Source organism: Sphingomonas sp. LHG3443-2 (assembly GCF_049896405.1).
In the GTDB taxonomy this organism is placed as follows: domain Bacteria; phylum Pseudomonadota; class Alphaproteobacteria; order Sphingomonadales; family Sphingomonadaceae; genus Sphingomicrobium.
The window spans coordinates 498,089-524,912 of record NZ_JAFCUG010000001.1 but is presented as its reverse complement, the minus strand read 5'-3'; the positions used below and the strand labels follow the sequence as shown (position 1 = coordinate 524,912).

The following is a 26,824-nucleotide window of genomic DNA, read 5'->3' as shown; positions in this document are numbered from 1 at the left end:
AAGCCCCCGCGATCAACAGCTTGCTGAACAATCGCTGCAAGCGCCATTCAGGCATGTTCAACCGTGAATCGCGCATATGGAGTTCAACGGATGGGCTTTTCCCCCTGTCGGCCCCTCCGCCCCTGTCCCTCGCGTAGCGTATCGAGGGAGGGCCCGACGGTCGGTTGCGTATCGCCGTCGGGCCCGTCCCGGGGCCTTCACTTATTGAGATCGAACAGCCCGGCGAGCTGCTCCACCAGCGCGCCGCCAAGCTGCTCCGCATCCATGATCGTCACTGCGCGGCCATAATAGCGCGTGACATCGTGGCCGATCCCGATCGCCGCCAATTCAACCGGCGAGCGGCTCTCGATCCAGCCGATCACCTGCCGCAGATGCTTCTCGAGGTAAGCGCCGCCATTGGCGCTGGCGGTCGAATCGTCGACCGGCGCGCCGTCGCTGATCACCATCAGGATGCGCCGCTCCTCCGGCCGCGCCAGCAGGCGGCCGTGCGCCCACAGCAGTGCCTCGCCGTCGATATTCTCCTTGAGCAGCCCTTCGCGCATCATCAGCCCGAGGTTCTTGCGGGCGTGGCGATAAGGCTCGTCTGCGCGTTTGTAGACGATATGGCGAAGGTCGTTGAGGCGGCCGGGCGCCGGAGGGCGGCCTTCGGTCAGCCAATGCTCTCGGCTCTGCCCGCCCTTCCAGGCGCGGGTGGTGAAGCCGAGCACCTCGGTCGCGACGCCGCAGCGTTCCAGCGTTCGGGCGAGGATATCGGCGCAGATGGCCGCGATCGAGATTGGCCGCCCGCGCATCGACCCGCTGTTGTCGATCAGCAGGCTGACGATGGTGTCCTTGAACTCGGTCTCGCGCTCGATCTTGTAGGAGAGCGAATGCCCCGGCGAGACGATCACCCGCGCCAGCCGGGCGGCGTCGAGCAGCCCTTCTTCCTGGTCGAAGTCCCACGAGCGCGCCTGCTGCGCCATCAGCCGCCGCTGCAGGCGGTTGGCGAGCCGGGTCACCACACCGCTGAGCGCGCCCATCTGTGTGTCGAGATAGGCGCGAAGCCGGTTTAGCTCTTCCTCATCGGTCAGGTCCGAAGCCTCCACCACTTCGTCGAAGCGCGTCGTGAACGGGCGATAGTCGCCAGCCAGCTCGGGCTCGTTGGGGCGGCGGTTCGGCCGCGCCGCGACATTGCTGTCGCCTTCCTGCCCCGGCTCGGCATCCTCGTCGTCGCTGTCCTGTTCTTGCGTATCCTCGTCCTGCTCGTCCGACTGCTCCTGCTCGGCGCGCTGCTCCATCTCGCCGCCCTGCGCGCCGGCGTCCTGATCTTCGTCGTCGTCCTCGTCCTCGCCCTGGTCCTCACCGGCTTCATCGTCGCCGCCTTCGTCGGGGTCGTCCTCGGGCTTGTCCTCGGCTGAAGCGAAGTCGAGGTCTTCGAGCAGCTTGCGGGCGAGCGCGGCGAAGGCGTTCTGGTCGTCGAGCGCCATCGCCAGCGCGTCGAGGTCGCTCCCGGCCTTGTCCTCGATCCATTCGCGGACGAGGTCGAGCCCGCGGTCCGCCGAGCTTGGCGGCGGCGCTCCGGTCAGCCGTTCGCGCGCCAGCAGCCCAAGCGCGGTCGCCAGCGGCACTTCCTCGGCGGTGCGGGCGCGGGTGATCGCGTCGCTCCGCACCCGTGCTTCGGCGAGTTCCGCCAGATTGTCGCGCACCCCCGCCATCGCCCGGCTGCCGAGCGCTTCCACGCGGGCGCCTTCCAGCGCGTCGAACACCGCGCGCGCCTCGACGTCGGCGGGCGCGTTGCTGCCGTGCAGCTTGGGATCATGGTGCCGCAGCCGCAGCGCCACCGCATCCGCCGCGCCGCGCGCTTCGGCGACCAGCTTGGGCGCGAGCCCCAGCCCCGGCGAGACCACCCGGGCCACCCGGCCGCCCTGCGCCCCGCTTTCGGAAGCGAAGGCGACTTCCACCTCGGGATCGCGCGCGATCGCCCGCGCCGTGCCGGCCAGCACGGTGCGGAAGCGGTCGAGAGGCGTTGTTTCGGCCACTCAGGCCTTTCCGGCCACGCTCTCCGGCAGGTCCTTGCCGAACACGCGCTGGTACATTTCCGCGATCAGCCCGCGCTCGCTTTCGTCGCACTTGTTGAGGAACGACACGCGGAAGGCGAAGCCGACGTCGCCGAAGATCAGCGCGTTCTGCGCCCAGCTGATCACGGTGCGGGGGCTCATCACGGTGGAAATGTCGCCGTTGATGAACGCCTGGCGGGTGAGGTCGGCGACCTTGACCATCTGCTCAACGGTCTTGCGGCCGTCAGGCTTGTCATATTCGCCCGACTTGGCGAGCACGATCTGCGCCTCGGTTGCGGCGGGCAGGTAGTTCAGCGTGGTGACGATGTTCCAGCGGTCGAGCTGACCCTGATTGAGTGCCTGCGTCCCGTGATAGAGGCCGGTGGTGTCGCCAAGACCGATGGTGTTGGTCGTCGCGAACATGCGGAAATTGGGATTGGGGCGGATTACGCGGTTCTGGTCGAGCAAGGTGAGCTTGCCCTCCACCTCCAGCACGCGCTGGATCACGAACATCACGTCCGGACGGCCCGCATCATATTCGTCGAACACCAGTGCCACCGGATGCTGCAGCGCCCACGGTAGCAAGCCTTCGCGGAACTCGGTCACCTGTTGGCCGCCGCGCAGCACAATGGCGTCCCGCCCGATGAGATCGATGCGGCTGATATGCGCGTCGAGGTTGATGCGAATGCACGGCCACTTCAGCCGGGCTGCCACCTGCTCGATATGAGTCGATTTGCCGGTGCCGTGATAGCCCTGGACCATCACCCGGCGGTTGCGCGCGAAGCCGGCGCAGATCGCGAGCGTCGTGTCCGGATCGAACACATAGGCGGGGTCGAGGTCGGGCACCCGCTCGTCCGCTTCGGAGAAGGCCGGAACCTCCATGTCGCTATCAATGCCGAAGGCGTCGCGCACCTTCAGCATCTTGTCGGGCGCGCTCATCAGCGTGTTCCCGCTGGGCATCTGATTTTCGTTCGACATGTCGGCCATGAAGGGCCCTTAGCTGGCGCCCCGCGCGGTCTCAACCTTGGGGGGCAGGGTGAAGAGGGTGAGGAAACGCCTTGCGAGCGCTTCGTCTCCACCGAAAGCGAGACCTTCGGCAGGGGCTCCGCCATAGACCACGGCGGCGATCTGTTCGGGCGATCCGGCGATCGTTGCATCAACCCCGACCAGCGGGCGCCGTTCGACCTCCAGCGTCCGGTCCCTCACCGTGACGACAAAGCTGTCCTCGCCGTTCAGCACACCGATTCGGCCGGCAAAACCCTCGGCCTTGGCGGGGTCGATCATCGTGCGAAAGCTGATCATCAAGGACACGGGGCTCAGCGGTAGCGTCGCGTCATGACCTGGGCTCCGCGCGGCGAAGCGGCCGAGAGTCTGAAGCACCGGCTCGATCTCCAGCCCCCATTCGGTCGCCTCGTACGCGTCGCGCGCCGCGGGCGGGGGCAGGCGGATCTTGCGCAGAAGGCCGCGCCCCTCGAGCTCGTCGAGCCGCTGCTTCAACACATTGGCGCTGATTCCCGGCAGATCGCGCCGCAGGTCCGAGAAGCGACGCGCGCCCAGCATCAATTCGCGCATCACCAGCAGTGCCCAGCGATCGCCGACCAGTTCCAGCCCATGCGCGGTGCCGCACGCATCGCCATACCCGCGGCGCGGCTCAATCGACCGCTTGGAGGTTAGTTTTTCTAACTGCACGGTTGCAATGTAATACTTTCAGGAGCATCCTTCAATGGCACCGAGTCGCCAGGAGGAACCGATGGCCCGCATGATCTTCATCAACCTGCCGGTCGCGGACCTGGCCCGGTCCAAGGCCTTTCACGAGGCCATCGGCTTCAGGAACGAGCCCAAGTTCAGCAACGACCAGGGCGCCATGATGGTTCTGAGCGACACGATTTCTGTCATGCTGCTGACCCACGACTTCTATTCCACCTTCACCACCCGCCCGATCGGTGACACCCATCGCGAAAGTCGCGTTCTCCTCTGCATGTCGTGCGACAGCCGTGAGGAAGTCGACCAGATCATCGACAAGGTGGCCGCCAACGGTGGCAAAATCGACCAGTCGCCCAAGAGCGAGGCGGAACCCGGCGGACCGATGTACGGCCGCGACTTCGAGGATCCGGACGGCCACCAGTGGGAGCCGATGTGGATGGACCCGACCTTTGCCGAACAGGGCGCCCACCCGGCCGAGACCGTGGAGGCCTGAGGTGGCGACACCCACTATCACCGCGTTTGACTGGGTTCCCGACTTCGCCAAGGGCCAGGTCCGCGACTTCCGCGTCCGCTGGGCGCTGGAGGAGGTCGGTCAGCCCTATGAGGTGCGATACCTCTCGCAAGGCGAGCAGAAGGGTCCGGAGCATCGGGCTCGCCAGCCCTTCGGGCAGGTGCCGACCTATGAAGAAGACCGGCTGACCCTCTTCGAATCCGGCGCCATCGTCCACCACATCGCGTCGCAGTGGCCGGGGCTGTTCCCCGACGATGCGGCGGGCCGCGCGTTAGCGATCGAATGGATGTTCGCTGCCCTCAACACGGTTGAGCCGCCGATTGGTGAGCTTGCCTATGTCGACATCTTCGAAGCCGACAAGCCGTGGTCGAAGCCGCGCCGCCCGGCGGTCGAGGAGCGGATCGCCAGCCGCCTCAAGGATGTCGCCAAGCGTCTCGGCGACCAGCAGTGGTTCAACGGCGACTTCTCGGCCGGCGATCTCATGATGATCGCGGTGCTTCGGATCATCGAAACCGATCCGCTGCTCACCGCTCACCCGAACCTCGTCGCCTATGTGAAGCGCGGGACCGATCGCCCTGCGTTTCGCCGCGCCATCGACGCGCAGATGGCGGGCTTCACCGGCAGCCCGCCGCCGGGCTTTGCCGAGTGGGAAGCCAAGCTCAAGGCCGGCGCCGGCGCCAACTGATCAGCCAGGAAGACAACCCATGACCTATGTCGAAGGCTTCGTGACCGCGGTGCCCACCGCCAACAAGGACAAATATCTCGCTCACGCCCGCGAGGCGGCTGAGCTGATCATGGAGAAAGGCGCGACCCGCTTTGTCGAGACCTGGGGCGACGACGTGCCGCGCGGCAAGACCAACGACCTGTGGGGCGCGGTGCAGGCCAAGGAGGACGAGACCGTTCTCTTCAGCTGGTTCGAATATCCGGACAAGGCTGCCCGCGACGCCGCCAACCAGAAGATGATGGAAGACCCGCGCATGGAGAGCATGGCGAAGGACATGCCGTTCGACGGCAGCCGGATGATCTACGCCGGGTTCGAGGTCATCAACGAGGAAGGGGCAGGCGGCCGCTTCGGCTATCTCGACGGGGTGGTGGTGCCCACCAGCGCGGACAAGAAGGACGCTTATGTCGCCTTCTGCAAGAAGGCCGCGCAGGTGTTCCTCGAAAACGGCGCCACCCGCGTCGTCGATGCCTGGGGCGACGATGTTCCCGATGGCAAGCAGACCGACTTCAAGCGTGCCACCCAGCTGCGGGACGGCGAAGCGGTCGGCTACGGCTGGATCGAATGGCCGTCCAAGGACGTCCGTGACAGCGCCTGGGCCAAGGTCATGGAGGACGACCGCCTGTCCGGCGACGGGCAGGACCGCGGCATGGATGGCAAGCGAATGATGTTCGGCGGGTTCACGCCGCTGATGGCGACCTGAGCCATGACCGGTCAGCACGGCAGCTTCATCTGGTATGAGCTCATCACTCCCGATTCCGACGCCGCCAAGCGCTTCTACGACGCGGTGGTCGGATGGGACATCGAGCCGCAGCCGGCCGGCCCACTCGATTACCGGATGATCCGGCGCGGCGATGGCGGCAACGCGGGCGGGGTGATGCGCCTTAGCGAAGACATGGCAAGGAACGGCGGCCGGCCTTTGTGGCTGGGCTACGTGTCGTGCGACGATGTCGATGCGACGATTGCCGCGGTCACGGCCGAGGGCGGGCAGGTCCACATGCCGGCGAGCGACATGCCCGGTGTCGGGCGGATCGCGATGATCACCGATCCTGCCGGCGCGCCGTTCTACGTCATGCGGCCGGCCCCGCCCGAGGGGCAGCCCGATGCGGTGAGCGACGTCTTCTCGGTCGATCAGCCGCACCACGTTCGCTGGAACGAGCTCACCACGTCCAACCCGAAGGGCGCAGCCGATTTCTACGGCCGGCACTTCGGGTGGAAGCAGGAAGGCTCGATGCCGATGGGCGACCTTGGCGATTATGCCTTCATCCAGGATGGCGGCACCGGAATTGGCGCGATCATGGGCCTGATCCCGCCCAACACACGGCCGCAATGGTCGTACTATGTCGGCGTCGACGACATCGATCGCGCGGCCGAAGCCGTGCGCGCGGGCGGCGGGCAGGTGCTGATGGGCCCGCACCAGATCCCCGGCGGCGAATATTCGTTGATCGGCGTCGATCCCCAAGGCGCGAGCTTCGGCCTCGTCGGCCCGCGCAAGGCTTAGGAGAGGCAACCATGGAAAAGCTCACCACCGTGCTGTGGTTCGACCACGGCCAAGCCCGCGAAGCCGCCGATTTCTACGCCGCGACCTTTCCCGACAGCCACGTCGGCACCGCCGCCAAGGCGCCATCCGATTATCCCGATGGGCATGCCGGCAACGAGATCACGGTCGACTTCACTGTCCTCGGCCGTGCCTTCTCCGGGCTTAACGGCGGTCCCAATTTCACGCCCAACGAGGCGGTCAGCTTCATGGTCGTGACCGAAGATCAGGCCGAGACCGACCGCTACTGGAACGCCATCGTCGGCAATGGCGGCCAGGAAAGCGAATGCGGCTGGTGCAAGGACAAGTGGGGCTTTTCGTGGCAGATCACCCCCAAGATCCTGCTCGATTGCCTGAGCGCGGGCGGTGACCGCGCGAAGCGCTCGTTCGAAGCGATGATGACCATGAAGAAGATCGACGTCGCCGCCATCGAGCGTGCGGCGGCGGGAGCCACGGCCGATGCGTAAGATCCGCGGCAGCCTGTTCGCCTCGTTGGACGGGGTGGTCCAGGCCCCCGGCGGTCCGAGCGAAGACCCGACGGGCGGGTTTCAGCACGGCGGCTGGCTTCCGCAATTCTTCGACGAGGATGTCGGTGCCGCGATCGATAAGGTGTTCGGCCCGTCCTACGACCTGCTGCTCGGCCGGCGTACCTACGACATCTTCGCCGCTTATTGGCCCTATGTCGGTGGCGAAGCGACCGGCATTGGCGAGGTGTTCGACAAGACCGGCAAGGACGAAGGCGAAGCCGCCGCGGTCCAGATGGGCGAGGACTTCACCCGCGCCGCCAAATATGTCGTGACCCGCGGCCATCCCGATCTCGGCTGGTCGAACAGCCACCGCGTCGGCTCGATGGACGAACTGCGCACGCTCAAGGAGGGCAATGGCCCAGATCTCGTCATCCAGGGCAGCAGTACGCTCTACCCTGCGCTGCTCGCCGCCGGGCTCCTCGACAGCCTCACCGTTATGACCTTCCCGGTCGTGCTCGGCCGCGGCAAGCGCTGGTTCGGCGAGGACACCCCGGCCGAAAAGCTGCGGGTCGTCGAGACCAAGGTCACCCGCACCGGCGCCGTAATCGCCACCTACGAGCCCGCCGGCACCCTCGAGCATGGCTGGGCCGGTCCGCAATCGTCCAGCAGCCGCGAGGAAGCACGGCAAAAGGCGATGGCGGAGGGCCGCTGGTGACCCTCCAGCTCCACGGCCACCCGTTCAGCAGCTACTGCTGGAAAGCGCTGATCCCGCTCTACGCCAACGACACGCCGTTCGAATTCGTGATGATGGCCGGCGACCGCCCATTGGGCGAGCAATTCCCCGGCAAGCATCATCCCGGCGGCCACATTCCGGTGTTGGTAGACGATGGCACGGTGGTGGTCGAGGCAACCTCGATCGTCGAGCATCTTGCCGTCCATCACCCTGGCCCGGCCCCACTCATCCCCGCCGACCCGGCCGAAGCGGCGCGGGCCCGGATGATCGACCGCGTGTTCGACCATTACATCATGGGCAACATGCAGCGGGTGGTGTCCGCCCACTTCATCGATCGCGACCATCCCGAGCTTGGCCTGCGCGAGCAGCCGGTCGAGGCCGAGGTCGCCGGAGGCAAGACCAAGCTCCGCAAGGCCTACGCCTGGGTGGGAGGAGTGGCTCGGCGCGAACCGGCTCCCGCCACACGTCTCGCTCGTCACCTGCGCCGCCGCGCCCTCGCTTTTCTATGCCGACTGGATCGAGGAAATACCTGCCGACTGCCCGCGCCTCCGCTCACTCCGGGCCGAACTCAACGACCTGCCCCCGGTTCGCCGCTGCATCGAGGACGCACGGCCCTATCGCCCTTTCTTCCCGCTGGGCGCGCCCGATCGCGATTGACGACCGCATGTAACAACGTATCATGACGAGGTTCTCAGGAGCTTGCGCCATGCGTCACCTTGCCCTTGCCCTTCCGCTGCTTGCCGCCGCCTGCGCCCCGGCCAACCCCGATCCGCGCGGGGTCGAGAAAGGCGAGACCTTTCTCACCATTTCCGCCACCGGCCGGGCCGAAGCACGGCCCAACGAAGCGCGGATGCAGCTCGGCGTCACCAGCCAGGGCGCCAACGCGGCCGAAGCAAGCCGCCTCAACCGCGAGAAGATGGCCCGGGTCACCGCCGCGCTGACCGCGCTCGGGGTCAAGGCCGACGATCTCCAGACCCGCAACCTGTCGTTGCAACGGATCGACTATGGGAAGGAGCGCGGGCAATTCCGCGCCTCCAACATCGTCGAGGTGCGGATGACCGACGTCGGCCGCGTCGGCGAAGCGGTGACGGAGGTGACCGAAGCCGGCGCCAACGTCGTCGGCGGCCCCGACCTTCGCGTCTCGGACCGCGAAGCGGCCAACCGCTCAGCCTATGCCAACGCCTACAAGGCCGCACGCAGCCGTGCGGAAGCCTACGCCGAAGCGGCGGGACTCAAGATCGTCCGCACGGTGAACATTGTCGACGGCGGCGAATATGGGGCGCCCAGCGCCGGCTACGTCACCATGGATGCCGCCGCGCCGCCGCCGCTGGTCAGCCCGCAAAGCGTGGCTCGGACCGAACAGGCCGCCCCGCCGCCGCCACCCGGCGCGCCCTTCAACCCCGGCGTCAACCGAACCGAAGTCCGCGTCCGGATCGATTTCGCGCTGAAGCCTGCCTGAGGGCTCAGGCGAACGCTGCCGCAGCCTTCAGCGTCTGCCAGGCGTCGATCACCCCGCGCAGCTTCGCCTCGTGCGTCCGGTCGCCGCCATTGCGATCGGGGTGATAGCGCCGGACCAGCACCGAATAAGCCTTTCGCACCGCCGGTAGGTCGGCGTCGCTGCCGAGGCCCAGAACGCCCAGTGCCGCCTGCTCGGCGCCCGAAAAGCGCCTTTGCGCGGCGGGCGCCGCACCCGTTCGCCCGCGGCCGAACCGACCTCGGATCGCCTCCAGCGGATCGCTGAAATCGCTCCACGGCGGCGCAGAATCGGCGCCGCCCGCCGAGGCGAACGCGCGTGACGACCGCTCCCACCCGGCAATCGGCGACTGCGCTGCCTCGATCTCCTCCGGGCTCATGCCCGAAAAGTAGTTGTAGCGCGCGTTGTGCTCGCGAACGTGCTCCAGGCACAGCCATTGCCACGCGCCCGGCCCGTCAAAGGTCGGTGCGGTCAGCGGCGCGCGGAATTCGCCCGGTTCGGAACAGCCCGGCACCGCGCAATGCGCGGCCGCGCCTTCGACCCGGCCATGGAACTTGGGAGAACGGGAAGCCATCAAACCTGTCTTGTCGTGTCAGCCTCGTTATATAGGAGCGATGAACGTCTCTGACATGGGTCCGGTGGCCCGCGAAATGACTGATCGTCTTCAGAAATCACTCGCTCCGACGCGAATGGAGCTGCGCGACGACAGCGAACAGCATCGCGGTCACGGCGGCTATCGCGGCGAAGGCGGGGAATCGCATTTCTTCCTGAGAATGGAGAGCGCAGCCTTTGCCGGCCTCAGCCGCGTCGCGCGCCAGCGGCTGGTTTACAAGGCGCTCGGCGATCTCATGCACCACCAGGTCCACGCGCTGGCGATGGAAACGAGGGCTCCCGGCGAATGAACAACGACAGCACCATCCTGATGAGTCTGGCGCCGGTCAGCCATGACCTCGGCGGGTTCAAGGTCCACCGCACCCTGCCGCATAAGCAGCGGACCATGGTCGGCCCGTTCATCTTCTTCGACCAGATGGGCCCGGCCCGGCTCGGCGTGGACGAGGGGATCGACGTCCGCTCGCACCCCCACATCAACCTCGCCACCGTCACCTACCTGTTCAAGGGCGCCCTCGACCACCGCGACAGCGTCGGCTCGGTGCAGCGGATCGAGCCGGGCGCGGTCAACCTGATGACGGCCGGCAAGGGCATCAGCCATTCGGAGCGCTCGCCGAGCGACGAGCGGGCGCACGGCCCGATGCTCGACGGCATCCAGACCTGGCTGGCGCTGCCGCAGGACAAAGAGGAGGTCGACCCCGCCTTCGAGCATACGCCGGTCGACCGGATGCCGCTGATCGAGGGCGAGGGCAAACGCCTGCACCTCATCATGGGCGAGGCGTTCGGCGCGCGCTCGCCCGTGACCCAGCATCACCCGACCCTCTACGCCGCGCTGAGGCTGACGCCCGGCGCGAGCATCGAGCTCGAGCGCGAGGCCGACGAGCGGGCGATCTATCTTCTCGAGGGCGACCTTGCGGTGGATGGCGAGAACGTCGACCGGATGCACCTCGTCCTGCTTCGTCCCGGCACCCGCCCGGTGCTGCGGTCGACGACCGGCGCACGGCTGATGATCTGCGGCGGCGCCCCGATGGACGGCGAGCGCCACGTCTGGTGGAACTTCGTCTCCTCCCGCCGCGACCGTATCCAGGAAGCCAAGCGCGCGTGGAAAGCGGGCGAGTTCGCGCTTCCCCCGAGCGACGATCACGAATGGATCCCGATTCCCGAAGTGCCGCTGACCGTGAGCTACCCGTGAGGGCGCTGCTAGCCCTTGCGCTTCTGCTCGGCGCCGCTCCAGCAGTCGCCCAGCCGAAGCGGGACATCTATGCCTGCTCGGCCGAGGTTAGGAGCGGCCCGACCCGCGCCATCAGCACTCGTGAGATTGCCCCCCGGGGCCAGCTTCGCGAAACCCGCACCAGCTTCCAGACGAGTTTCGCCGGCCCGCCGACAGTGATGATGAGCGCCGAGTGGAACACGCCGGGTCTGCCCGAGGTCGCCCGTGGTCGCTACAGCTTCAGCGTGGCGCGCATCGATCCGGCAGCCGAGGCCGCGCAGCTTCAGCTCCTCATTGCTGGCCGACCGGTCGCCAAGAGCGGCTGGGCGGCAGGCCGGCTCCAGCCCGTCATCGAAGTCCGCGGCCGCGAGCTTGGAGCCGCCTGGTTCGCCGGGACCCCGGTCGCGATCCGCCTGGTCGCCCGCGGCGGTCGGCTGCTGAGCACGACGCCGATTGCGCGCGAAGGGGTGGACCGCGCCATCGACCTCGCCCGCCAGGCCAATGCCTCCGTGCTTGCCAAGGCGACCGATTTCCGCCGCCAATGTGGCCCGGCGGCGCAGGTGATCACCGCCGCATGACCCGCTTCACGCGCCATGCGCTCTCGACCGGAATCACGCTGAATGTCGGCGAGGCCGGGCCGGCGGACGGGCCGCCGCTCGTCCTCCTCCACGGCTTTCCCGAATCGCACCGCACCTGGCGCGGGCTCGTTCCGCTGCTTGAGGATCGCTACCGCCTGATCATGCCCGACCAGCGCGGGTTCGCCGGGTCGGACGCGCCGCAGGACCCCAAGGATTATGCGACCGACCGGATCGTCGCCGACCTGTTCGCGCTGGTCGACCGGCTCGGCCTCGACGACTTCACACTGGTCGGCCACGACTGGGGCGGCGCGGTCAGCTGGGCCGCCGCGCTCAGGAACCACCCACGCCTGAAGCGGCTGGTTATCGTCAACGCACCGCATCCGGTGATCTTCCAGAAGAGCCTGATCGAGGACGCCGACCAGCGCGCCGCCTCGCAATATATCACCGCCTTTCGCGCCCCCGGGTTCGAGCAGTTTCCCGAGCGGATCGGCTGGGACGCCTTTTTTGACAAGAGCTTCGAGGGCCATGTCGATCTCGCCTCGATCAGCCCCGAGGAAAAGGCCGAGTATATCGCCGAGTGGAGCCAGCCCGGTGTCTTCGCCGCCATGCTCAACTGGTATCGCGGCGCGGCCGTAATGGTCCCACCACCGGGCGTGACCGTGCCGCTGCCCGACTTCCTGCTGCGCGCCTTTCAAGCCGTGAAGGTGCCGACGCTGGTGGTCTGGGGCATGAAGGACAAGGCGCTGCTGCCGCTCCAGCTCGACGGCCTGGACACGCTGGTCGACGACCTCACTCTCGTGCGCGTGCCCGATGCCGGGCATTTCCTGCCCTGGGAGAAGCCGGAGGCCGTCGCCGGCCCCTTGCGCTCTTTCCTTGAGCGGGCGGAAGGTTCATAGGCGCCGCCCTCATGTCTGGCCCGAAGAAATCCGCCCCCAAGCGCTCCCGCGCCCGTTCGGCCGCCCGCCTCGCCGCGGTGCAGGCCCTTTACCAGCAGGAGATGGAGGGGACGCCGACGCCGCTCCTCCTCAACGAATTTCACAACCACCGCTTTGGCGAGACCATCGACGAAGTGACCATGGTCGATGCCGAGATAGACTTCTTCGACGACGTGGTCCGCGGCGTGACCGCCCGCCGCGAGGAGATCGACGACAAGGTCACCGCCCGCCTCGCCGAAGGGTGGAAGCTCGACCGTCTCGATCGCTCCATGCGCGCGATCCTGCGCGCCGGGACCTACGAGCTGCTGGCCCGTCCCGACGTCACCGTCGGCACGGTGATCGACGAATATCTCGACATCGCCCATGCCTTCTTCGGCGACAAGGACGTGAAGTTCGTGAACGGCCTGCTCGACAAGGTCGCCGGGGACGTGCGGGCCTGACCAGCGAAGCTGGAATCCTCGCCCGCCTGCGGGATCTGGCGACACACCCCGCTGCCCGCGGCCTTGCCGACGATGTCGCGGTGTTCGGCGATCTCGTCCTCACCCACGATACCATCGTCGAGGGCGTTCACTACCTGCCGACCGATCCGCCCGAGAGCGTCGGGTGGAAGCTCGGCGCGGTGAACCTGTCTGATCTTGCGGCCAAGGGAGCGGTGCCGGCCGGTGCGCTGCTGTCGCTGACCCTGCGCGGCGATGACCTGTGGGAAGATCGCTTCCTTTCCGGGCTCGAGCAGATCTTCGAGCAATTCGGCCTGCCCCTGCTCGGCGGCGACACGGTGGCGTTGCCGTCCGGCGCGCCGCGCGTGCTCGGCCTCACCGTGATCGGCAAGGCTGGTGCCACGGTGCCGAGCCGCACCGGCGGGCGCGCCGGTGACCGGCTGTGGCTGGTCGGGCCGATCGGCGACAGCGCGGCAGGCCTCTCGTTGCTGGCCGACGATCCCGAGGCGACCGGATTGCTGGTCGATACCTACCGGCGGCCGATCCCTTTGCTGGCGATTGGCGCACTCATTGCGCCGCACGCCACGGCCATGATGGACGTGTCGGACGGCCTGCTCCTGGACGCCCGCCGCCTTGCCACCGCCAGCGGCTGCGGCCTCCGCATCGACCTCTCGGCTCTGCGGTTATCGCCCGCCTTCATCGCCGAACGCGGGCAGCACCGCGCGGCGCGGATGTTCGCCGCGACCGGAGGCGACGACTACGCGCTTCTCGCCGCACTTCCGCCGGCGCTCAATGCTTTAACGATCCTGAAAGGAACCTCGGTCAATATCGCCTGTGTCGGCGAGTTGACGAAGGACGGGGCCTTCGCGCTCGCCGACGACCTCGGGCCAGTCCCGTTGCCGGAGCGCCTTGGTTATGAGCATCACGCACCCTGACATCCGCCGCTTCGCCATTGCGCTGGTGGGCCTGATCAGCGGCGGGCTTACCGCCTTCCTCCTGACCTGATTTTCCGCGGCTAGACAGGCCCGGTTTGCTCCCTACACTCCCCTCCACAACAGGATGGGGAAAGCATTACCGATGGAACTCGTGTTGATCGCGATCGGCTGCGGGCTGCTCGCTGTACTCTACGGCATCGTCACCTCCGGCCAGGTGCTCCGGCAAGCGCCCGGCAACCAGAAGATGCAGGACATCGCCGCCGCCATCCAGGAAGGCGCGCAGGCCTATCTTGGCCGGCAGTACACCACCATCGGCATCGTCGGCGTGGTCGTCGCCGTGCTGGTTTTCCTCTTCCTCGGGCCCATCGCCGCGATCGGCTTCGTGGTCGGTGCTTTGTTGTCGGGGGTCGCGGGCTATATCGGGATGAACATCTCGGTCCGCGCCAACGTCCGCACCGCGGAAGCCGCGCGGGTGTCGCTCCAGGGCGGCCTCACCACCGCCTTCCGCTCCGGCGCCATCACCGGCATGCTGGTCGCGGGCCTGGCGCTGCTTGCCATCGCCTCCTTCTTCTACGTGCTGGTTGGCCTCCAAGGCCGCGCACCGGATGACCGCACCGTCATCGACGCGCTGGTTGCCCTCGCGTTCGGCGCCTCGCTCATCTCCATCTTCGCCCGTCTCGGCGGCGGTATCTTCACCAAGGCCGCCGACGTCGGCGCCGATCTCGTCGGCAAGGTCGAAGCCGGAATTCCCGAAGACGACCCCCGCAACCCGGCCGTCATCGCCGACAACGTGGGCGACAACGTCGGCGACTGCGCCGGCATGGCCGCCGATCTGTTCGAAACCTATGTCGTCACCGTCGGCGCCACCATGGTGCTGACCGCCTTGCTGGTGAACACCACCGGCGCCGCGCTGACCGCGCTGATGAGCTTGCCGCTGCTGGTCGGCGGCGTGTGCATCATCACCTCGATCATCGGCACCTACATGGTCCGCCTCGGCCGCGGCAAGTCGATCATGGGCGCGCTCTACAAGGGCTTCTGGACCACCGCGATCCTGTCGATCCCGCTGATCTACTTCGCCACGGCTTATGCGCTCGGCGACCTCAACGCCGTGATCGGCGGACCCGAAGCGGCCGGCACCGACCTCACCGGCGCTGCTGCCGATCAGACCAGCGGCTTCACCGGCATGGACCTCTTCTGGTGCATGATGATCGGCCTCGGCGTCACCGGCCTGCTGGTCTGGATCACCGAATATTACACCGGCACCAACTACCGCCCGGTCAAATCCATCGCCAAGGCGTCGGAAACCGGCCACGGCACCAACGTCATCCAGGGCCTTGCGATCAGCCTTGAATCGACCGCGCTGCCGACGATCGTTATCTGCGCCGCGATCATCGGCTCCTACCTCCTCGCCGGCCTGATCGGCATCGCCTTTGCCGCCACCTCGATGCTGGCGCTGGCCGGCATGGTGGTCGCGCTCGACGCTTATGGGCCGGTCACCGACAACGCCGGCGGCATCGCCGAAATGAGCGGCATGGAAGACGAGGTCCGGACCCGCACCGACGCGCTCGATGCGGTGGGCAACACCACCAAGGCGGTCACCAAGGGTTATGCCATCGGCTCCGCCGCGCTCGCCGCGCTGGTGTTGTTCGGCGCCTACACCACCGACTTGAAGGAGTTCTCGGGGGACCTCGGGATCGGCGCCAACGCGGTCGATTTCAGCCTCTCCAACCCCTACGTCGTAGTCGGGCTGCTGCTCGGCGCGCTGTTGCCTTATCTGTTCGGGGCGATGGGCATGACCGCCGTGGGCCGTGCGGCGGGCAACGTGGTGCTCGACGTGCGCGACCAGTTCCGCAACAACCCGGGCATCATGGACGGCACCAGCCGCCCCAATTACGCCCGCACCGTCGACCTCGTCACCAAGGCCGCGATCCGGGAGATGATCATCCCCTCGCTGCTGCCGGTGCTGACGCCGATCGCCGTCTACTTTCTGATCGCCTGGGTGGCCGGCAAGGAACAGGGCTTCGCGGCGCTGGGCGCCCTGCTGCTCGGCGTCATCGTCTCGGGCCTGTTCGTCGCCATTTCGATGACCAGCGGCGGCGGCGCGTGGGACAATGCCAAGAAATATATCGAAGACGGCAATTACGGCGGCAAGGGTTCGGAAGCCCACAAGGCCGCGGTGACCGGTGACACGGTCGGCGATCCCTACAAGGACACCGCCGGCCCGGCGGTCAATCCGATGATTAAGATCACCAACATCGTCGCCCTGCTGCTCCTTGCGGCGCTGGCCGGGCACGGCGGCTGATCACCGCTTCCTGACGAATGAAAGGGCCCCGCCGGATCACCTCCGGCGGGGCTTTTTCATGGGGGCGCCTCAGGCGTAGCTGTGGCGCCGCTCGACGATCACGAAGCGCGTCTCGTTGACCGTCTCGCCCTGCAGATCGCGCTCGAGAATGCCGAGGCCGTGGATTTCCGCCGCCACCTCGCTCCCGATCGCCGCCCACGCCGGGTCACCCGTTCCCGCCACCTGTGCCGCGGCCAGCGCCGTGCTCGCCGCCTCGGTTCGCGCCCATGCTTGTTTGGCGAGATAGGCCTCGCATTGCGACAGCGCCGCCGGATGACTCGTCACCCGCCGGACATCGCCGACACACGCGCCCGGCTGGCCAAGCAGATGCTGCCGCACCTCCATCACGTGCTCGCCGATAATCCGAAGTTCGGGATGGGTCAGCAGCCTTCGATGCTCTTCGATCGAGCCGGCATGGCTGTTGGCGACCGGCACCACCGCCAGGTCGGCCGACCCTTCCCGCACTGCACGCAACACCGCTTCCATGTCGCCTAGGGGCAGCAGCTCATGCCCCGGCAGCAGCTTGAGGCACGCCGCTTCCGAGAAGCTCCCGCGCCCGCCAAGACACGCCACCACGCCTTTGCCCAGCGTGGGCATCATGCCATCCGGCGATGACGAGGGCGCGGCAGGCTCGCCACCCGGCCGCTCCACCCGCCCGAGTTCGAGCGCCCACGGATGCTCGTCGCAGCCGGTCGGATGGCGCGCGATGAGGTCGAGCCCGCCGCGCTCTCGCCAGCATTCCTCGTCCGCGCTGACGATCAGGATCGCCTCGCCGCGCAGGGCTTCGGCCCGTGCCGCCTCGACGCTCGTCGCCCAGGTCGCCGTCACCGCCGCGCCATGTCGTGCCGCAGCCAGCGTCGCAAGCGCGGTGCGGGCGCCTTCCGGTCCCCACAGCAGCACGCGGTAAGGCCGCTGGTGCCTGGCGCTCAGCGCCATCATCGATCGCCAGATCTGGCCGATGTCGTCGGCGGGCACATGCCGCGCCTTGGCGCTCAGCCGCTCCACGATCCGCTGTTCGCGCGCCGGGCGCATCGCCAGCGTGTGGCTGGTGGAAACGTCCTTGACCCGCGCGATCCGGCTCACCTGCCGGTAGCGTTGCTCCAGCAGGCCGAGGATCTGGTCGTCGATCCGGTCGATCTCACCGCGCAGGACGTTGATCGCGGACGCAATGGGACTGACATTCTGGTGGGAATTGATGCTGTTCATGGTTTTTGGCCTCGCCGCGCTTCACCCGCGGTTCGGGGCTCAAGCGCTCTTACTTCGGGTTGATGATCCTCACGTCCGGCACCCCGCAGGAATGCCGGCCGGTAAAGTTCACGCTGACCCGAAAGCGAAGCGTCACGGTTTGAACGGCCCTTGCCGCGGCGGGCTGATCCACGCCGCGATTTTCGAAAGCTGCCTTATCGCACCGATCGATGCAAGCGCCTTGCAATGTAGGAACTGCCCTGCTCACCTCGCCTCCGGTATCGGGAGGGGCTCAGGGCGAACAAAAAGGGCGACCCCGAAAGGGCCGCCCTATGTGAACTTCGAGAACTTCGGCTGAGGAGCTCAGAGCTTCCCGAACGCCGCTTCGTACCCGGCCTGGTCGCCGCGGGCGAGGTAGCCGGCCTGCTCGACGACCCGGTCGCGGCTGAGCCGGCCCTTGAAGGCGCCGAGTTCGCCGTCGATCAGCGTGACCTCCTCGGGGGTCAGGGCGGCGATCTGGTCGAAGCGGGTCAGCCCGCGGTCGGCGAGGATACCGGCAAGTTTGGGACCGACGCCCTTCATGCGCTGGAGGTCGTCGGGGATGCCGTGGCTTCCGGGCAGGTTGGAGTGGACCGGTGCGCCGATCACCTGGCCGATGACGTCGCTGGCGGCCGCCGCGATCTCGTCGCCGACACCATTGCCTTCGCCGCCGCCATCATGGTCGCGGCGTGAGGAGGCGGCCGCCGGTTCCGGGCTCGGGGCGGGAGTAGGGGCAGGGGAGGGCACCGCGCGCTCCTGCTCGACCGCCGCCATGTGCGGCCGCACCGGGGCCTCCGTTCGGCTCAGCGTCACGCGCTGCTTGGGACGGCGGAAGACGACCAGCCCGACGATCAGACCAAGGGCGACCGCGACCAGGATCATCGGCCAATAAGCGTTCAGCAGTTCACTCATTCCACTCATTCCATCCTCTGGACTGACGCCGGCGATGAAGCTCGGCGAGATAGGCGATGACAAGGCCAAGGCCATAGCCGAGCAGGCCCAGCACCGCCGCTTCTACGAACAAGGGCAGGCCCAGCATCAGCGCGGCCCTCCCGCTGCCGGGGCGTTCGCCCGCGGAAAATTGTTGATGACCGGGCTCGCCGGATCCCACCGCACCTCGGCGACGCCCGGCAGCTCTCCGACGCGCTCGACCAGTGCCCGGCGCTGGAAGTCGTCGGCCGGCCCGTTGAGGATGATCCGCCGGGTCAGCGGCGCATCGTCCATCCGGGCGGTGATCTGCGGCAGCTCATAGTAATCGAGCAGGCTGCGCGTCTCGCGTTCGAGGTCGGTGCGCACGTCATTCGCCGCGCCCACCGGGCCATGCCACAGCTCGGCCACGCCGATTGCGGCGAGCGCGCCGAGCCAGAGCTTCCCTTTGCGGTTCATGTTTGCCGCTCCAGCTCGCGCCATCCGATGTCGCGGCGGTGGAAGCCGTCTGCGAACTCGATCGCGTCGACACCCTGATAGGCCCGGGCTCGCGCCTCGGCCAATGTCTCGCCTAGCGCCGTCACCGCCAGCACCCGGCCGCCGGCTGAGAGCAAGGCGCCCGACCCATGCCGAGCGGTGCCCGCGTGGAACACGGTTACGCCCGGCACCCGTTCGGCCGCCTCGACCCCATCGATCAGCCCGCCCTTCTTCGGCCTACCGGGATAGCCCGCGGCGGCGACGATGACGGTCATGCTGACCGCATCCGACATCTCGGGTTGCACCGTGCCCAGCCGCCCTTCGGCGACGCTCAGCAGCAGGGCGGCGAGATCGCCCTGCAAGCGCGGTACGATCGCTTCGCATTCGGGGTCGCCGAAGCGGACGTTGTATTCGATCAGCTTGGGTCCCTCGGCGGTCAGCATCAGGCCAGCATAAAGCAGCCCGGAGAAAGGCGTTCCCGCGCGGACCATCGCCTTGGCGGTTGGACCCACGATCTCGGCCATCGCGCGGTCGCGCAACGCGTCGCTCAACACCGGCGCCGGGGAATACGCGCCCATGCCGCCGGTGTTCGGCCCGACATCGCCTTCGCCGACGCGCTTGTGATCTTGGGCGGAGGCAAGAAACAGCGCCTCTTCGCCATCCACCAGCGCGAACAGGCTCGCTTCCTCGCCTGCCAGAAATTCCTCGATCACCAGCGGCGCGCCGCCAAGATCGCGCACCGCCTGCTCGGCCTCGTCGCGGGTGGTCGCGACGGTCACGCCCTTGCCCGCCGCGAGGCCATCGGCCTTGATCACCACCGGCAGCCCGAACTCGCCAAGGGCTTCCAGCGCTGCGTCGGTGTCCGCCAGTCGCACGAAGCGCGCGGTCGGAATGCCGTTCGCCGCGCACAGGTCTTTGGTGAAGCCCTTGCTCCCCTCCAGCATCGCCGCCGCGGCCGACGGCCCGAACACCGCAATGCCCGCCTCACGGCATGCGTCCGCCACGCCGGCGACCAGCGGCGCTTCCGGGCCGACCACCACCAGCCCGACGTTGCGCTCGCGCGCCAGCGCCACCACCTTCTCGGGGTCGGTGGGATCGATGGGCAGGCACTCGGCCCACCGCGCGATTCCCGGATTGCCCGGCGCGGCAAGAAGCTCGCCGCAGCTGGGCGATTGCCGTAAGCCCCAGGCCAGCGCATCCTCGCGCCCACCGGAGCCCAACAGCAGGATAGTGATGACCGAGTTCGACATGCCCTCCGGGCTCCTAGCCGAGCGAAGCCAAGGCGACAATTCACCCGCGATGAGCGTCGGCGACTTGGCCTCTGCGGTGAAGCGCACGGTGGAGGACCGCTTCGGCCGCATCCGGGTGCGCGGCGAGATCAGCGGCTGGAAGCGGCACAGCTCGGGCCATTGCTACTTCACGCTGAAGGACGACGCCGCGTGCATCGACGCCGTGATCTGGCGCGGGCAGGCGGGCAGCCTCGCCTTCCGGCCCGAGGATGGCGCCGAGGTCATCGCGACCGCCAAGATGACCACCTATCCGGCGCGCTCCAAATACCAGCTGGTGGTCGAGCGGATGGAGCTGGCCGGCGTGGGCGCGCTGATGGCGCTGCTCGAACGCCGCCGCAAGGCGCTCGCCGCCGAAGGGTTGTTCGACGCAGCGCGCAAGCGGGCGCTGCCGTTCATGCCGCGCGTCATCGGGGTGGTGACCAGCCCCACCGGCGCAGTGATCCGCGACATCCTCCACCGGCTCGAGGACCGCTGCCCGACCCGTGTGATCCTGTGGCCGGTGCAGGTGCAGGGCGACGGGGCCGCGTCGAAGATCGCCGCCGCCATTCGCGGCTTTGGCTCCTACGAAACCCGTCCCGACCTCATCATCGTCGCCCGCGGCGGTGGCTCTATCGAGGATTTGTGGGCGTTCAACGAGGAAGAGGTCGTCCGCGCCGCCGCCGAATCGCCGATCCCCCTCATCAGCGCGGTTGGGCACGAGACCGACACCACCCTGATCGACCACGCGTCGGACCTCCGCGCGCCGACCCCCACCGCCGCGGCCGAGATCGCGGTGCCGGTCCGCGCCGAACTGCTTGCGCTTCTGGACGAGCTTAGCACCCGCAAGCGCCGCTGCCTCGGCAAGCGCGCCAGCGATGCGCGGGAGCGGCTTGCCCTCACATCCTGCCGCTGGCCTGCAGCCGACACCCTGCTTGGCCCCAAGCGCCAGCGCCTCGACGATACCGCCGAGCGTCTGCCCCGCGGTCTCGCCGCCCGTGCTCACAAGGCGGAAGCCTTGATGAACCTTACGGCCTCGCGGCTCCGGCCCGATCTCCTCGCGCAGAAACTCTCGCGGGCGAGCGATCGGCTTCAGGCGTCGGCCAAGATGCTGCCCTTAGTTCACCCCGACCGTCCGCTCGGCCGCGGCTTCGTCCGGGTCACCGCAGCGGCCGACGGCCGGACGCTGACCCATGCTGCCGACGCGCGCGCCGCGGCCCGCCTGATGCTCCACTTCGGCGACGGCGAGGTCGCGGCGACGACGGGGGAGGGGACGCCAGCACAGCCCCCCAAGGTTGAGCGCAGCCCCAAGCGCCCCTATGCCCCGCCTCAACCCAATTTGTTCGATTAAGAGGACCAGACGCCCATGTTGATGGCGGGAAGCGGCCGGGAGGCCCGGATCCATTATATGGCAGGCACCTTCCGCCTGCTTTCGGACGGCGATCACGTCCGCTGCGCGATGACGGGCGCGCGCATCCCGCTCGACACCTTGCGCTATTGGAGCGTTGCGCGGCAGGAGCCTTATATCGACGCGGCGGCCAGCCTCGCGGCTGAGGATCGCGCCCGGGGATGAGCCCCGACCCGCGGCAGTCCGGGCGTCTCGCCGAGGCCAGCCGCGCGCGGCAGGAAGGCCGTCTGAACGACGCGCGGAGCCTGCTTGCAGACCTCGTCCGCGACGTTCCGGGCTTCGGCCCCGCCTGGAACATGCTCGGGCTTGTCGAGCTCGATCTCGGCAATGCCGCTGAAGCCGAGACGAGCCTCCGGCGCGCGGTCGACGCCGATCCCGCCGCACCCTTTCCCTTGTTCAACCTGTCCCGCGCCCAGCGTGCGCTCGGTCGGCGCGAGGACGAACTCGCCAGCATCGAGGCCGCCCTCAGCCGCGATGCCTTTTTCCTTCCCGCCGTCCTCGCCAAGGCCGAGGTGCTTCGTGCACTCGGGCGCGAGCCGGAAGCGATGGAACTGCTGCGTCTGCTCTTTTCCGGGCTGCCCGCCGACCTGCAGGTGCCCGAGCCGCTCGCCCGGCAACTGGCCGCCGCCCGCGCCCTCCTCGACGCGCACAACGCACGCAAGCTCGACCACTTCTCCGCTGCCGTCGACACGGTCGCTGCCGCCGATCCAAGCGCGGACCTTACCCGCGCCCGCGCCTTTGCCGAGCAGCGCGCCGGCAGGCGCCAGGTCTTTCAGCAGCGCCCCATGGACGGCCATTTCCCGTATCTCCCGGCAATCGAGTTCTTCGCCCGCGAGCATTTCCCGTGGTTCGCCGAGCTTGAAGCACACACCGCCATCTTCCGCGCCGAATTGCTGAGCCTGTGGGCCGAGGAGAATCCCAACTTTCGCCCTTACGTCACCTACGAAGCCGGTGCGCCGGTCGGCGATTGGGGCGATCTCAACTGGTCGCCGCGCTGGAGCGCGTTCTTCCTGTGGGAGAATGGCGCGCGTCACGAAGGCAATTGCGCGCGCTGCCCGCAATCGGCGGCGATCATCGAGAAGCTTCCGCTGCTCGACATTCCGGGCAAGTCGCCCACCGTCATGTTCTCGATCCTTCAGCCGCGGACCCGCATCCCGCCGCACACGGGATCGAGCAACATCCGCACCACCATCCATCTGCCGCTGGTGGTTCCGCCCGGCTGCGGCTTTCGCGTTGGGGCTGAAACGCGCGAGTGGAAGGAAGGCGAGGCCTGGGCGTTCGACGATACGATCGAGCACGAGGCATGGAACGATAGCGATCAGGTCCGCGCCATCCTCATCCTGGACGGCTGGAATCCGCTCCTGACCGAAGCGGAGAAAGCGGTGTCGCGCCTGATCGGCTAAGCAGCCGTCTCAGTTGATCCGCTTGACCTTGATGCCCCGCTGATTGTTGATGTTGGCGGTGTAAGAGCCAAGCGCCGCACGCCGGATCTTGATCGTCTGCCCCGCCTTCGGATCGACGATGAAATTGCGGGTGTCGGTCTGCGCCCAGCGGCCACCTTCGGCAAGATCGAAGATCCACTTGCCGCCGGGTCCTTCCGCAGTGCGGACGATCCGCGTCTCGATCTCCTGCCCTTCCTCGCTATTGTCTTCGTCACCAAGGATCCGGAGGCTGGGCAGCGTCAGGCCGAACAGCGAGCGGCGGGTCTTGCGAACTTCCTGCCGGTCGAGGGTAACGAGATCACCCTTGGTCTGCGCCTCGCCGAGCGCTGAAACCGAACGATCGAAGCAAGCCAGCCGCGCCGCCGCATCGCTGACCGACCGGCAGCTGAGCACCTCGTTCACGATGGCCGGTGACGTCTTGGTCGCCGATTGCGCCGACGCGCCTCCCGAAAGCCCAAGCGCCGCTGCCGCCACTGCCCAATACAACCGCATTCTCAGCACCTTCCCGCTCCCCGGCGCTCAGTTGCGCCGCTCAGGCCGAGACTAGCAGCAAGACGGCTGGCCGAGAAGCATGTGCTGCGGGCCTATAGGATGCCCATCTCGCCCGCCCGACGGGGCCTCAGCGAACATTTTGCCTCGCAGAGCTTCTGTGACCTTTTTGCTACGGTTCCGTCGCGACGTGGGTTCTGCGGGTCTCGGTCGATTGCCTGAACCGGTGCCCCTGCGTAACAAGCGGCTCCCGTGGGTCATGGCGCATAGTCATTTCCAACGTACTTCGGAGCGATGCTCAGGGGTCAATGGGTTAAGCATAAGGGGATTTCTAATGAGATCGACTCTCCGTCAGCGCCTCATGGCGACGACGCTTTTGATCGGTGCGGCGACCGTCGCCTCGCCGGCTTGGGCCCAGGCCCAAGACAGTTCGCCCGAACCGGCCGCTTCGTCGGAAGCCGATCCGAACGCGGGTGAGCAGGATCCGGGTTCGTCGGGCGTCGACACCGGTGACGTCATCATCACCGGCTCGCGCATTGCGCGCCGCGACCTCACCTCGACCAGCCCGCTGGCCGTCGTGCAGGACGAAGAATTCTCCCTCTCCGGCTCGGTCAACGTCGAGCAGGTGATCAACGCCCTCCCGCAGGTCGTTCCGGGCGCCACCGCCTTCTCGAACAACCCGGGCGGCGGCGTTGCCACCCTTAACCTCCGCGGCCTCGGTTCGCAGCGCAACCTCGTGCTCGTCAACGGCCGCCGCTATGTTTTCTACGATCCCTCGCAGGTCGTCGATCTGAACACCATTCCGGCGTTCCTCCTCGACAGCGTTGACGTCGTCACCGGCGGTGCCTCGGCCGTTTACGGTTCGGACGCGCTTGCGGGCGTCACCAACTTCCGTCTCCGTACCGACCTCGAAGGCGTTCTCGCCGGCGGTCAGGTGTCGATCACCGAAGACGGCGACGGTCGTCGCTACAACGTCTACGGTGCGCTTGGCACCAAGCTCGGCGACGGTCGCGGCAACATCACCATCTACGGTGAATATTACAACCGCGGCTCGATCTTCCAGAGCGGCCGTCCGTTCTCGAACTTCGCGCTGAGCGACGGCGCCACCAGCCTCGTTCCGGGTGGTTCGGCCAACGTTCCGCAGGGCCGTTTTGCCGCTCCGGCGAGCGTGACCGTCAACGGCACCGCCTTCAACATCGCTGCCGGCACCAACTATGTCGGCAACGGCGCGTTCTTCGGCACGCCGGGCGTCAGCACTCCGTACGCGGCCGCCAACGCTTACAACTATGCTCCGTCGAACTACCTGATGGTCCCGCAAGAGCGTTGGACCCTCGGCGGCTACGGCGAGTATGAGGTTGGCGACGGCATCAAGCTGTACGGCGAAGTCGCCTTCATCAACAACCGCGTCGAGAACGAACTGGCGGCGACTCCGGTCACTCAGGGTGTAAACCTCAACCTGGCTACCGTCTGCACCCAGGTCAGCGCTGCTGACTGCACCCAGCTGACCACCATCGCCAACAACCAGGCGGCGGCGGTTCGCGCGGCAACTGCGGCTGGGCTTGCCAACCCGTTTGGTCAGCTTGCTGCTGGTACCGGCGTGGTTCCGGCGCTGTCGGTTCCGGCGACGGGTCCTGCGACCCAGGTCCGCCTGACCGCCAACTATCGCGTGACTCAGATCGCCAACCGCAATGCGGCCGACGATCGTAATGCGTATCGCATGCTGGTCGGCTCGCGTGGTGAGGTGTTCGAGGGCATCAACTACGACCTGTACTACATGTACTCGCGCACCAAGAATGCGCAGGTCCAGGAAGGCAACATCTCGCGTTCGGCGTTTGCCACGAACGTTGCCAACGGCACCTGCAACATCTTCGGTCTGAACCAGCTGTCGGACACCTGCATCGAGAACGTCTCGATCCTGGCTCAGAACCAGGAAGAGTCGGTTCTGCACGTGGCGCAGGGCAGCCTTTCGGGCAACCTGTTCCAGCTGCCGTGGGCGTCGGCTCCGGTCGGCATCGCCGCCGGTGTGGAATGGCGCAAGATGGCCGCGGAATTCATTCCTGACACGGCTCTGTCGTCGGGCGACGTCGTCGGCTTCAACGCCGGTGACCCGACTGCGGGCAGCTACAACGTGAAGGAAGTGTTCGGCGAGCTTCGCATCCCGATCATCGCGGACAGCTTCATCAACCGCTTCGAAATCAGCGCTGCAGGCCGTTATTCGGACTACTCGCTCGACGCGGTTGGCACGGTGCCGACCTACTCGATCGGTGCCGAACTGGCTCCGGTGCGCGACATCACCTTCCGTGCGCAGTATCAGCGCGCGGTTCGCGCCCCGAACGTACAGGAACTGTTCGGCGGCTCGTCGGTCGGCTTCCCGGCTGCGACCGATCCGTGCTCCAGCCGTACACCGGTTGCGGGGCGGACCGATGCCCTGCGCCTGCTTTGCGAGCGGACCGGCGTGCCGCAGGCCAACGTTTTCCAGGCGTTCCTGCAGCCGAACGATCAGATCGAAGGCACGTTCGGTGGTAACCCGAACCTCGAGGAAGAAGTTGGCGACACCTACACCGCCGGCTTCATTTTCCGCCCGTCGTTCATCCCGCGCCTGAACCTTGCGGTTGACTACTACAAGATCAAGGTTGCCAACGCGATCGGCGCAGCCGGTGGCGGCGTCGCCGGCATCCTGAACCTGTGCTACAACGTCATTGCCGACGCCAACAGCGCACTCTGCCAGTCGATCACTCGCGACCAGCAGGGCATCATCTCGGGCGGTCCGAACGTCGTCAACGCAGGTAACGCCAACCTGTCGGCGTTCAACGCAGAGGGTGTCGACGCTCAGCTCGACTACAACGTGCCGCTGAACTTCGGTGTCCTCGGCAACACGTCGCGCCTGAACTTCTACTTCCTCGGCAGCTACACCCGGAAGAACAGCTACACCCCGGTGGTCGGCCTCGACCGCGTGGAGTGCGCTGGGAAGTTCGGCCTGAACTGCGGCAACCCGACGCCGAAGTACAAGTGGTCGAGCCGCCTGTCGCTGCTCGACGGTCCGCTCACCACCACCGTCCGTTGGCGGTATGTGGGCAAGACCCGCGACGACGACGACGAGACGGATTACTTCGTCGAAAGCCTGAAGGCCTACAACCTGTTCGACCTCGCCTTCTCGCTGGGCGTGACGGACACGGCCACGATGACCTTCGGCATCAACAACCTGTTCGACAAGAAGCCGCCGATCATCGGCAGCAACCAGGAGCAGGCCAACACCTATCCGGGCACCTACGACGTGCTTGGTCGCGACTTCTTCGTGTCGGTCAACTTCCGCATGTAAGCGGAAGCGATACGGGAAAGATGGGGCGGTGGACCAACAGGTCCG

At 67.3% G+C, this 26,824-nt stretch carries 29 protein-coding genes; 19 read left to right on the top strand and 10 right to left on the bottom strand.

The genetic code is table 11. From position 1 onward, the window contains the following. Window positions 1-197: 197 nt before the first annotated feature. From cobT to ACP69Z_RS02585, 3 genes are read right to left on the bottom strand one after another with little or no spacing between them, the layout of a single operon-like run. Complete coding sequence (gene cobT / locus ACP69Z_RS02595; protein WP_426265989.1) at window positions 198-2,018, bottom strand: cobaltochelatase subunit CobT; 1,821 nt, start codon at window positions 2,016-2,018, stop codon at window positions 198-200. Next, window positions 2,019-3,023 carry a cobaltochelatase subunit CobS gene (gene cobS, locus ACP69Z_RS02590; protein ID WP_426265988.1) on the bottom strand — a complete coding sequence of 335 codons (1,005 nt, stop codon included), beginning with the start codon at window positions 3,021-3,023 and terminating at the stop codon, window positions 2,019-2,021. It lies immediately after the preceding gene. Between the two features lie 9 nt (window positions 3,024-3,032). Continuing rightward, a complete protein-coding gene (locus ACP69Z_RS02585; protein WP_426265987.1) occupies window positions 3,033-3,725 on the bottom strand; it encodes a winged helix-turn-helix transcriptional regulator in 693 nt (230 codons plus the stop codon). A gap of 61 nt (window positions 3,726-3,786) precedes the next feature. Here ACP69Z_RS02585 and ACP69Z_RS02580 point away from each other — a divergent pair, with 61 nt between their 5' ends. From ACP69Z_RS02580 to ACP69Z_RS02545, 8 genes are read left to right on the top strand one after another with little or no spacing between them, the layout of a single operon-like run. After that, complete coding sequence (locus tag ACP69Z_RS02580) at window positions 3,787-4,233, top strand: VOC family protein (protein WP_426265986.1); 447 nt, start codon at window positions 3,787-3,789, stop codon at window positions 4,231-4,233. A 1-nt stretch (window position 4,234) separates the two neighbouring features. After that, window positions 4,235-4,936 (top strand): glutathione S-transferase family protein, encoded by a 702-nt coding sequence (locus ACP69Z_RS02575; RefSeq protein ID WP_426265985.1) that lies wholly within the window; start codon window positions 4,235-4,237, stop codon window positions 4,934-4,936. A 19-nt stretch (window positions 4,937-4,955) separates the two neighbouring features. After that, entirely contained in the window at window positions 4,956-5,675 is a 720-nt protein-coding gene (locus ACP69Z_RS02570) for a DUF1428 domain-containing protein (RefSeq protein WP_426265984.1), read from the top strand. A gap of 3 nt (window positions 5,676-5,678) precedes the next feature. Beyond that, on the top strand, window positions 5,679-6,473 hold the full coding sequence (locus ACP69Z_RS02565; protein WP_426265983.1) for a VOC family protein: 795 nt from the start codon (window positions 5,679-5,681) through the stop codon (window positions 6,471-6,473). Window positions 6,474-6,484: 11 nt separating this feature from the next. Continuing rightward, window positions 6,485-6,976 (top strand): VOC family protein, encoded by a 492-nt coding sequence (locus tag ACP69Z_RS02560; protein WP_426265982.1) that lies wholly within the window; start codon window positions 6,485-6,487, stop codon window positions 6,974-6,976. Further along, on the top strand, window positions 6,969-7,691 hold the full coding sequence (locus tag ACP69Z_RS02555; RefSeq protein ID WP_426265981.1) for a dihydrofolate reductase family protein: 723 nt from the start codon (window positions 6,969-6,971) through the stop codon (window positions 7,689-7,691). Before ACP69Z_RS02560 ends, ACP69Z_RS02555 begins: the two co-directional genes overlap by 8 nt. Continuing rightward, window positions 7,688-8,392 carry a glutathione S-transferase family protein gene (locus ACP69Z_RS02550; protein WP_426265980.1) on the top strand — a complete coding sequence of 235 codons (705 nt, stop codon included), beginning with the start codon at window positions 7,688-7,690 and terminating at the stop codon, window positions 8,390-8,392. Before ACP69Z_RS02555 ends, ACP69Z_RS02550 begins: the two co-directional genes overlap by 4 nt. Before the next feature lie 23 nt (window positions 8,393-8,415). Beyond that, on the top strand, window positions 8,416-9,168 hold the full coding sequence (locus ACP69Z_RS02545; protein ID WP_426265979.1) for an SIMPL domain-containing protein: 753 nt from the start codon (window positions 8,416-8,418) through the stop codon (window positions 9,166-9,168). 4 nt (window positions 9,169-9,172) lie between these two features. Here ACP69Z_RS02545 and ACP69Z_RS02540 read toward each other — a convergent pair whose 3' ends face one another. Then, a complete protein-coding gene (locus tag ACP69Z_RS02540) occupies window positions 9,173-9,757 on the bottom strand; it encodes a DnaJ domain-containing protein (RefSeq protein WP_426265978.1) in 585 nt (194 codons plus the stop codon). A 76-nt stretch (window positions 9,758-9,833) separates the two neighbouring features. Between ACP69Z_RS02540 and ACP69Z_RS02535 the strand changes: the two genes are divergently transcribed. The 7 genes from ACP69Z_RS02535 (at window position 9,834) to ACP69Z_RS02505 (ending at window position 16,189) form a co-directional block, all read left to right on the top strand. Continuing rightward, the gene (locus tag ACP69Z_RS02535) at window positions 9,834-10,085 is read left to right on the top strand and encodes a BolA family protein (RefSeq protein ID WP_426265977.1); all 252 of its coding nucleotides are present in this window, start codon (window positions 9,834-9,836) and stop codon (window positions 10,083-10,085) included. Continuing rightward, window positions 10,082-10,984 (top strand): pirin family protein, encoded by a 903-nt coding sequence (locus tag ACP69Z_RS02530; RefSeq protein WP_426265976.1) that lies wholly within the window; start codon window positions 10,082-10,084, stop codon window positions 10,982-10,984. Before ACP69Z_RS02535 ends, ACP69Z_RS02530 begins: the two co-directional genes overlap by 4 nt. Next, entirely contained in the window at window positions 10,981-11,580 is a 600-nt protein-coding gene (locus ACP69Z_RS02525; RefSeq protein ID WP_426265975.1) for a hypothetical protein, read from the top strand. The genes ACP69Z_RS02530 and ACP69Z_RS02525 overlap by 4 nt, the downstream gene beginning before the upstream one ends. Then, window positions 11,577-12,476: an alpha/beta fold hydrolase gene (locus tag ACP69Z_RS02520; RefSeq protein ID WP_426265974.1), complete on the top strand. Its 900-nt coding sequence runs from the start codon at window positions 11,577-11,579 to the stop codon at window positions 12,474-12,476. Before ACP69Z_RS02525 ends, ACP69Z_RS02520 begins: the two co-directional genes overlap by 4 nt. An 11-nt stretch (window positions 12,477-12,487) precedes the next feature. Then, window positions 12,488-12,955, top strand: a complete 468-nt coding sequence (gene nusB, locus ACP69Z_RS02515; RefSeq protein WP_426265973.1) for a transcription antitermination factor NusB — start codon at window positions 12,488-12,490, stop codon at window positions 12,953-12,955. Continuing rightward, on the top strand, window positions 12,952-13,887 hold the full coding sequence (gene thiL, locus ACP69Z_RS02510) for a thiamine-phosphate kinase (RefSeq protein WP_426268032.1): 936 nt from the start codon (window positions 12,952-12,954) through the stop codon (window positions 13,885-13,887). Before nusB ends, thiL begins: the two co-directional genes overlap by 4 nt. A gap of 142 nt (window positions 13,888-14,029) precedes the next feature. Further along, a complete protein-coding gene (locus tag ACP69Z_RS02505; protein WP_426265972.1) occupies window positions 14,030-16,189 on the top strand; it encodes a sodium-translocating pyrophosphatase in 2,160 nt (719 codons plus the stop codon). A 69-nt stretch (window positions 16,190-16,258) separates the two neighbouring features. On the opposite strand, the gene ACP69Z_RS02500 is transcribed toward ACP69Z_RS02505, so the two are convergent. The 5 genes from ACP69Z_RS02500 to purD all read right to left on the bottom strand — a co-directional run bounded on the left by ACP69Z_RS02500 (window position 16,259) and on the right by purD (window position 20,091). After that, window positions 16,259-17,434: a prephenate dehydratase domain-containing protein gene (locus ACP69Z_RS02500; RefSeq protein WP_426265971.1), complete on the bottom strand. Its 1,176-nt coding sequence runs from the start codon at window positions 17,432-17,434 to the stop codon at window positions 16,259-16,261. 342 nt (window positions 17,435-17,776) lie between these two features. After that, window positions 17,777-18,364, bottom strand: a complete 588-nt coding sequence (locus ACP69Z_RS02495; RefSeq protein WP_426265970.1) for a hypothetical protein — start codon at window positions 18,362-18,364, stop codon at window positions 17,777-17,779. Beyond that, a complete protein-coding gene (locus ACP69Z_RS02490; RefSeq protein WP_338501815.1) occupies window positions 18,357-18,491 on the bottom strand; it encodes a hypothetical protein in 135 nt (44 codons plus the stop codon). Before ACP69Z_RS02490 ends, ACP69Z_RS02495 begins: the two co-directional genes overlap by 8 nt. Further along, window positions 18,491-18,838: a hypothetical protein gene (locus ACP69Z_RS02485; protein ID WP_426265969.1), complete on the bottom strand. Its 348-nt coding sequence runs from the start codon at window positions 18,836-18,838 to the stop codon at window positions 18,491-18,493. The genes ACP69Z_RS02490 and ACP69Z_RS02485 overlap by 1 nt, the downstream gene beginning before the upstream one ends. Then, entirely contained in the window at window positions 18,835-20,091 is a 1,257-nt protein-coding gene (gene purD, locus ACP69Z_RS02480) for a phosphoribosylamine--glycine ligase (protein WP_426268031.1), read from the bottom strand. Before purD ends, ACP69Z_RS02485 begins: the two co-directional genes overlap by 4 nt. Here purD and xseA point away from each other — a divergent pair. From xseA to ACP69Z_RS02465, 3 genes are read left to right on the top strand one after another with little or no spacing between them, the layout of a single operon-like run. Continuing rightward, window positions 20,090-21,472: an exodeoxyribonuclease VII large subunit gene (gene xseA, locus ACP69Z_RS02475; RefSeq protein ID WP_426265968.1), complete on the top strand. Its 1,383-nt coding sequence runs from the start codon at window positions 20,090-20,092 to the stop codon at window positions 21,470-21,472. The two genes, purD and xseA, sit on opposite strands and share 2 nt — an antisense overlap. A gap of 15 nt (window positions 21,473-21,487) precedes the next feature. Continuing rightward, window positions 21,488-21,694, top strand: coding sequence for a DUF2093 domain-containing protein (locus tag ACP69Z_RS02470; RefSeq protein ID WP_426265967.1), 207 nt, complete (start codon window positions 21,488-21,490; stop codon window positions 21,692-21,694). Then, the gene (locus ACP69Z_RS02465; RefSeq protein ID WP_426265966.1) at window positions 21,691-22,932 is read left to right on the top strand and encodes an aspartyl/asparaginyl beta-hydroxylase domain-containing protein; all 1,242 of its coding nucleotides are present in this window, start codon (window positions 21,691-21,693) and stop codon (window positions 22,930-22,932) included. Before ACP69Z_RS02470 ends, ACP69Z_RS02465 begins: the two co-directional genes overlap by 4 nt. A gap of 9 nt (window positions 22,933-22,941) precedes the next feature. Here ACP69Z_RS02465 and ACP69Z_RS02460 read toward each other — a convergent pair whose 3' ends face one another. Next, on the bottom strand, window positions 22,942-23,463 hold the full coding sequence (locus tag ACP69Z_RS02460; RefSeq protein ID WP_426265965.1) for a hypothetical protein: 522 nt from the start codon (window positions 23,461-23,463) through the stop codon (window positions 22,942-22,944). Window positions 23,464-23,794: 331 nt separating this feature from the next. Between ACP69Z_RS02460 and ACP69Z_RS02455 the strand changes: the two genes are divergently transcribed. Continuing rightward, window positions 23,795-26,779 carry a TonB-dependent receptor domain-containing protein gene (locus ACP69Z_RS02455; protein WP_426265964.1) on the top strand — a complete coding sequence of 995 codons (2,985 nt, stop codon included), beginning with the start codon at window positions 23,795-23,797 and terminating at the stop codon, window positions 26,777-26,779. The last annotated feature ends 45 nt before the right edge of the window (window positions 26,780-26,824 follow it).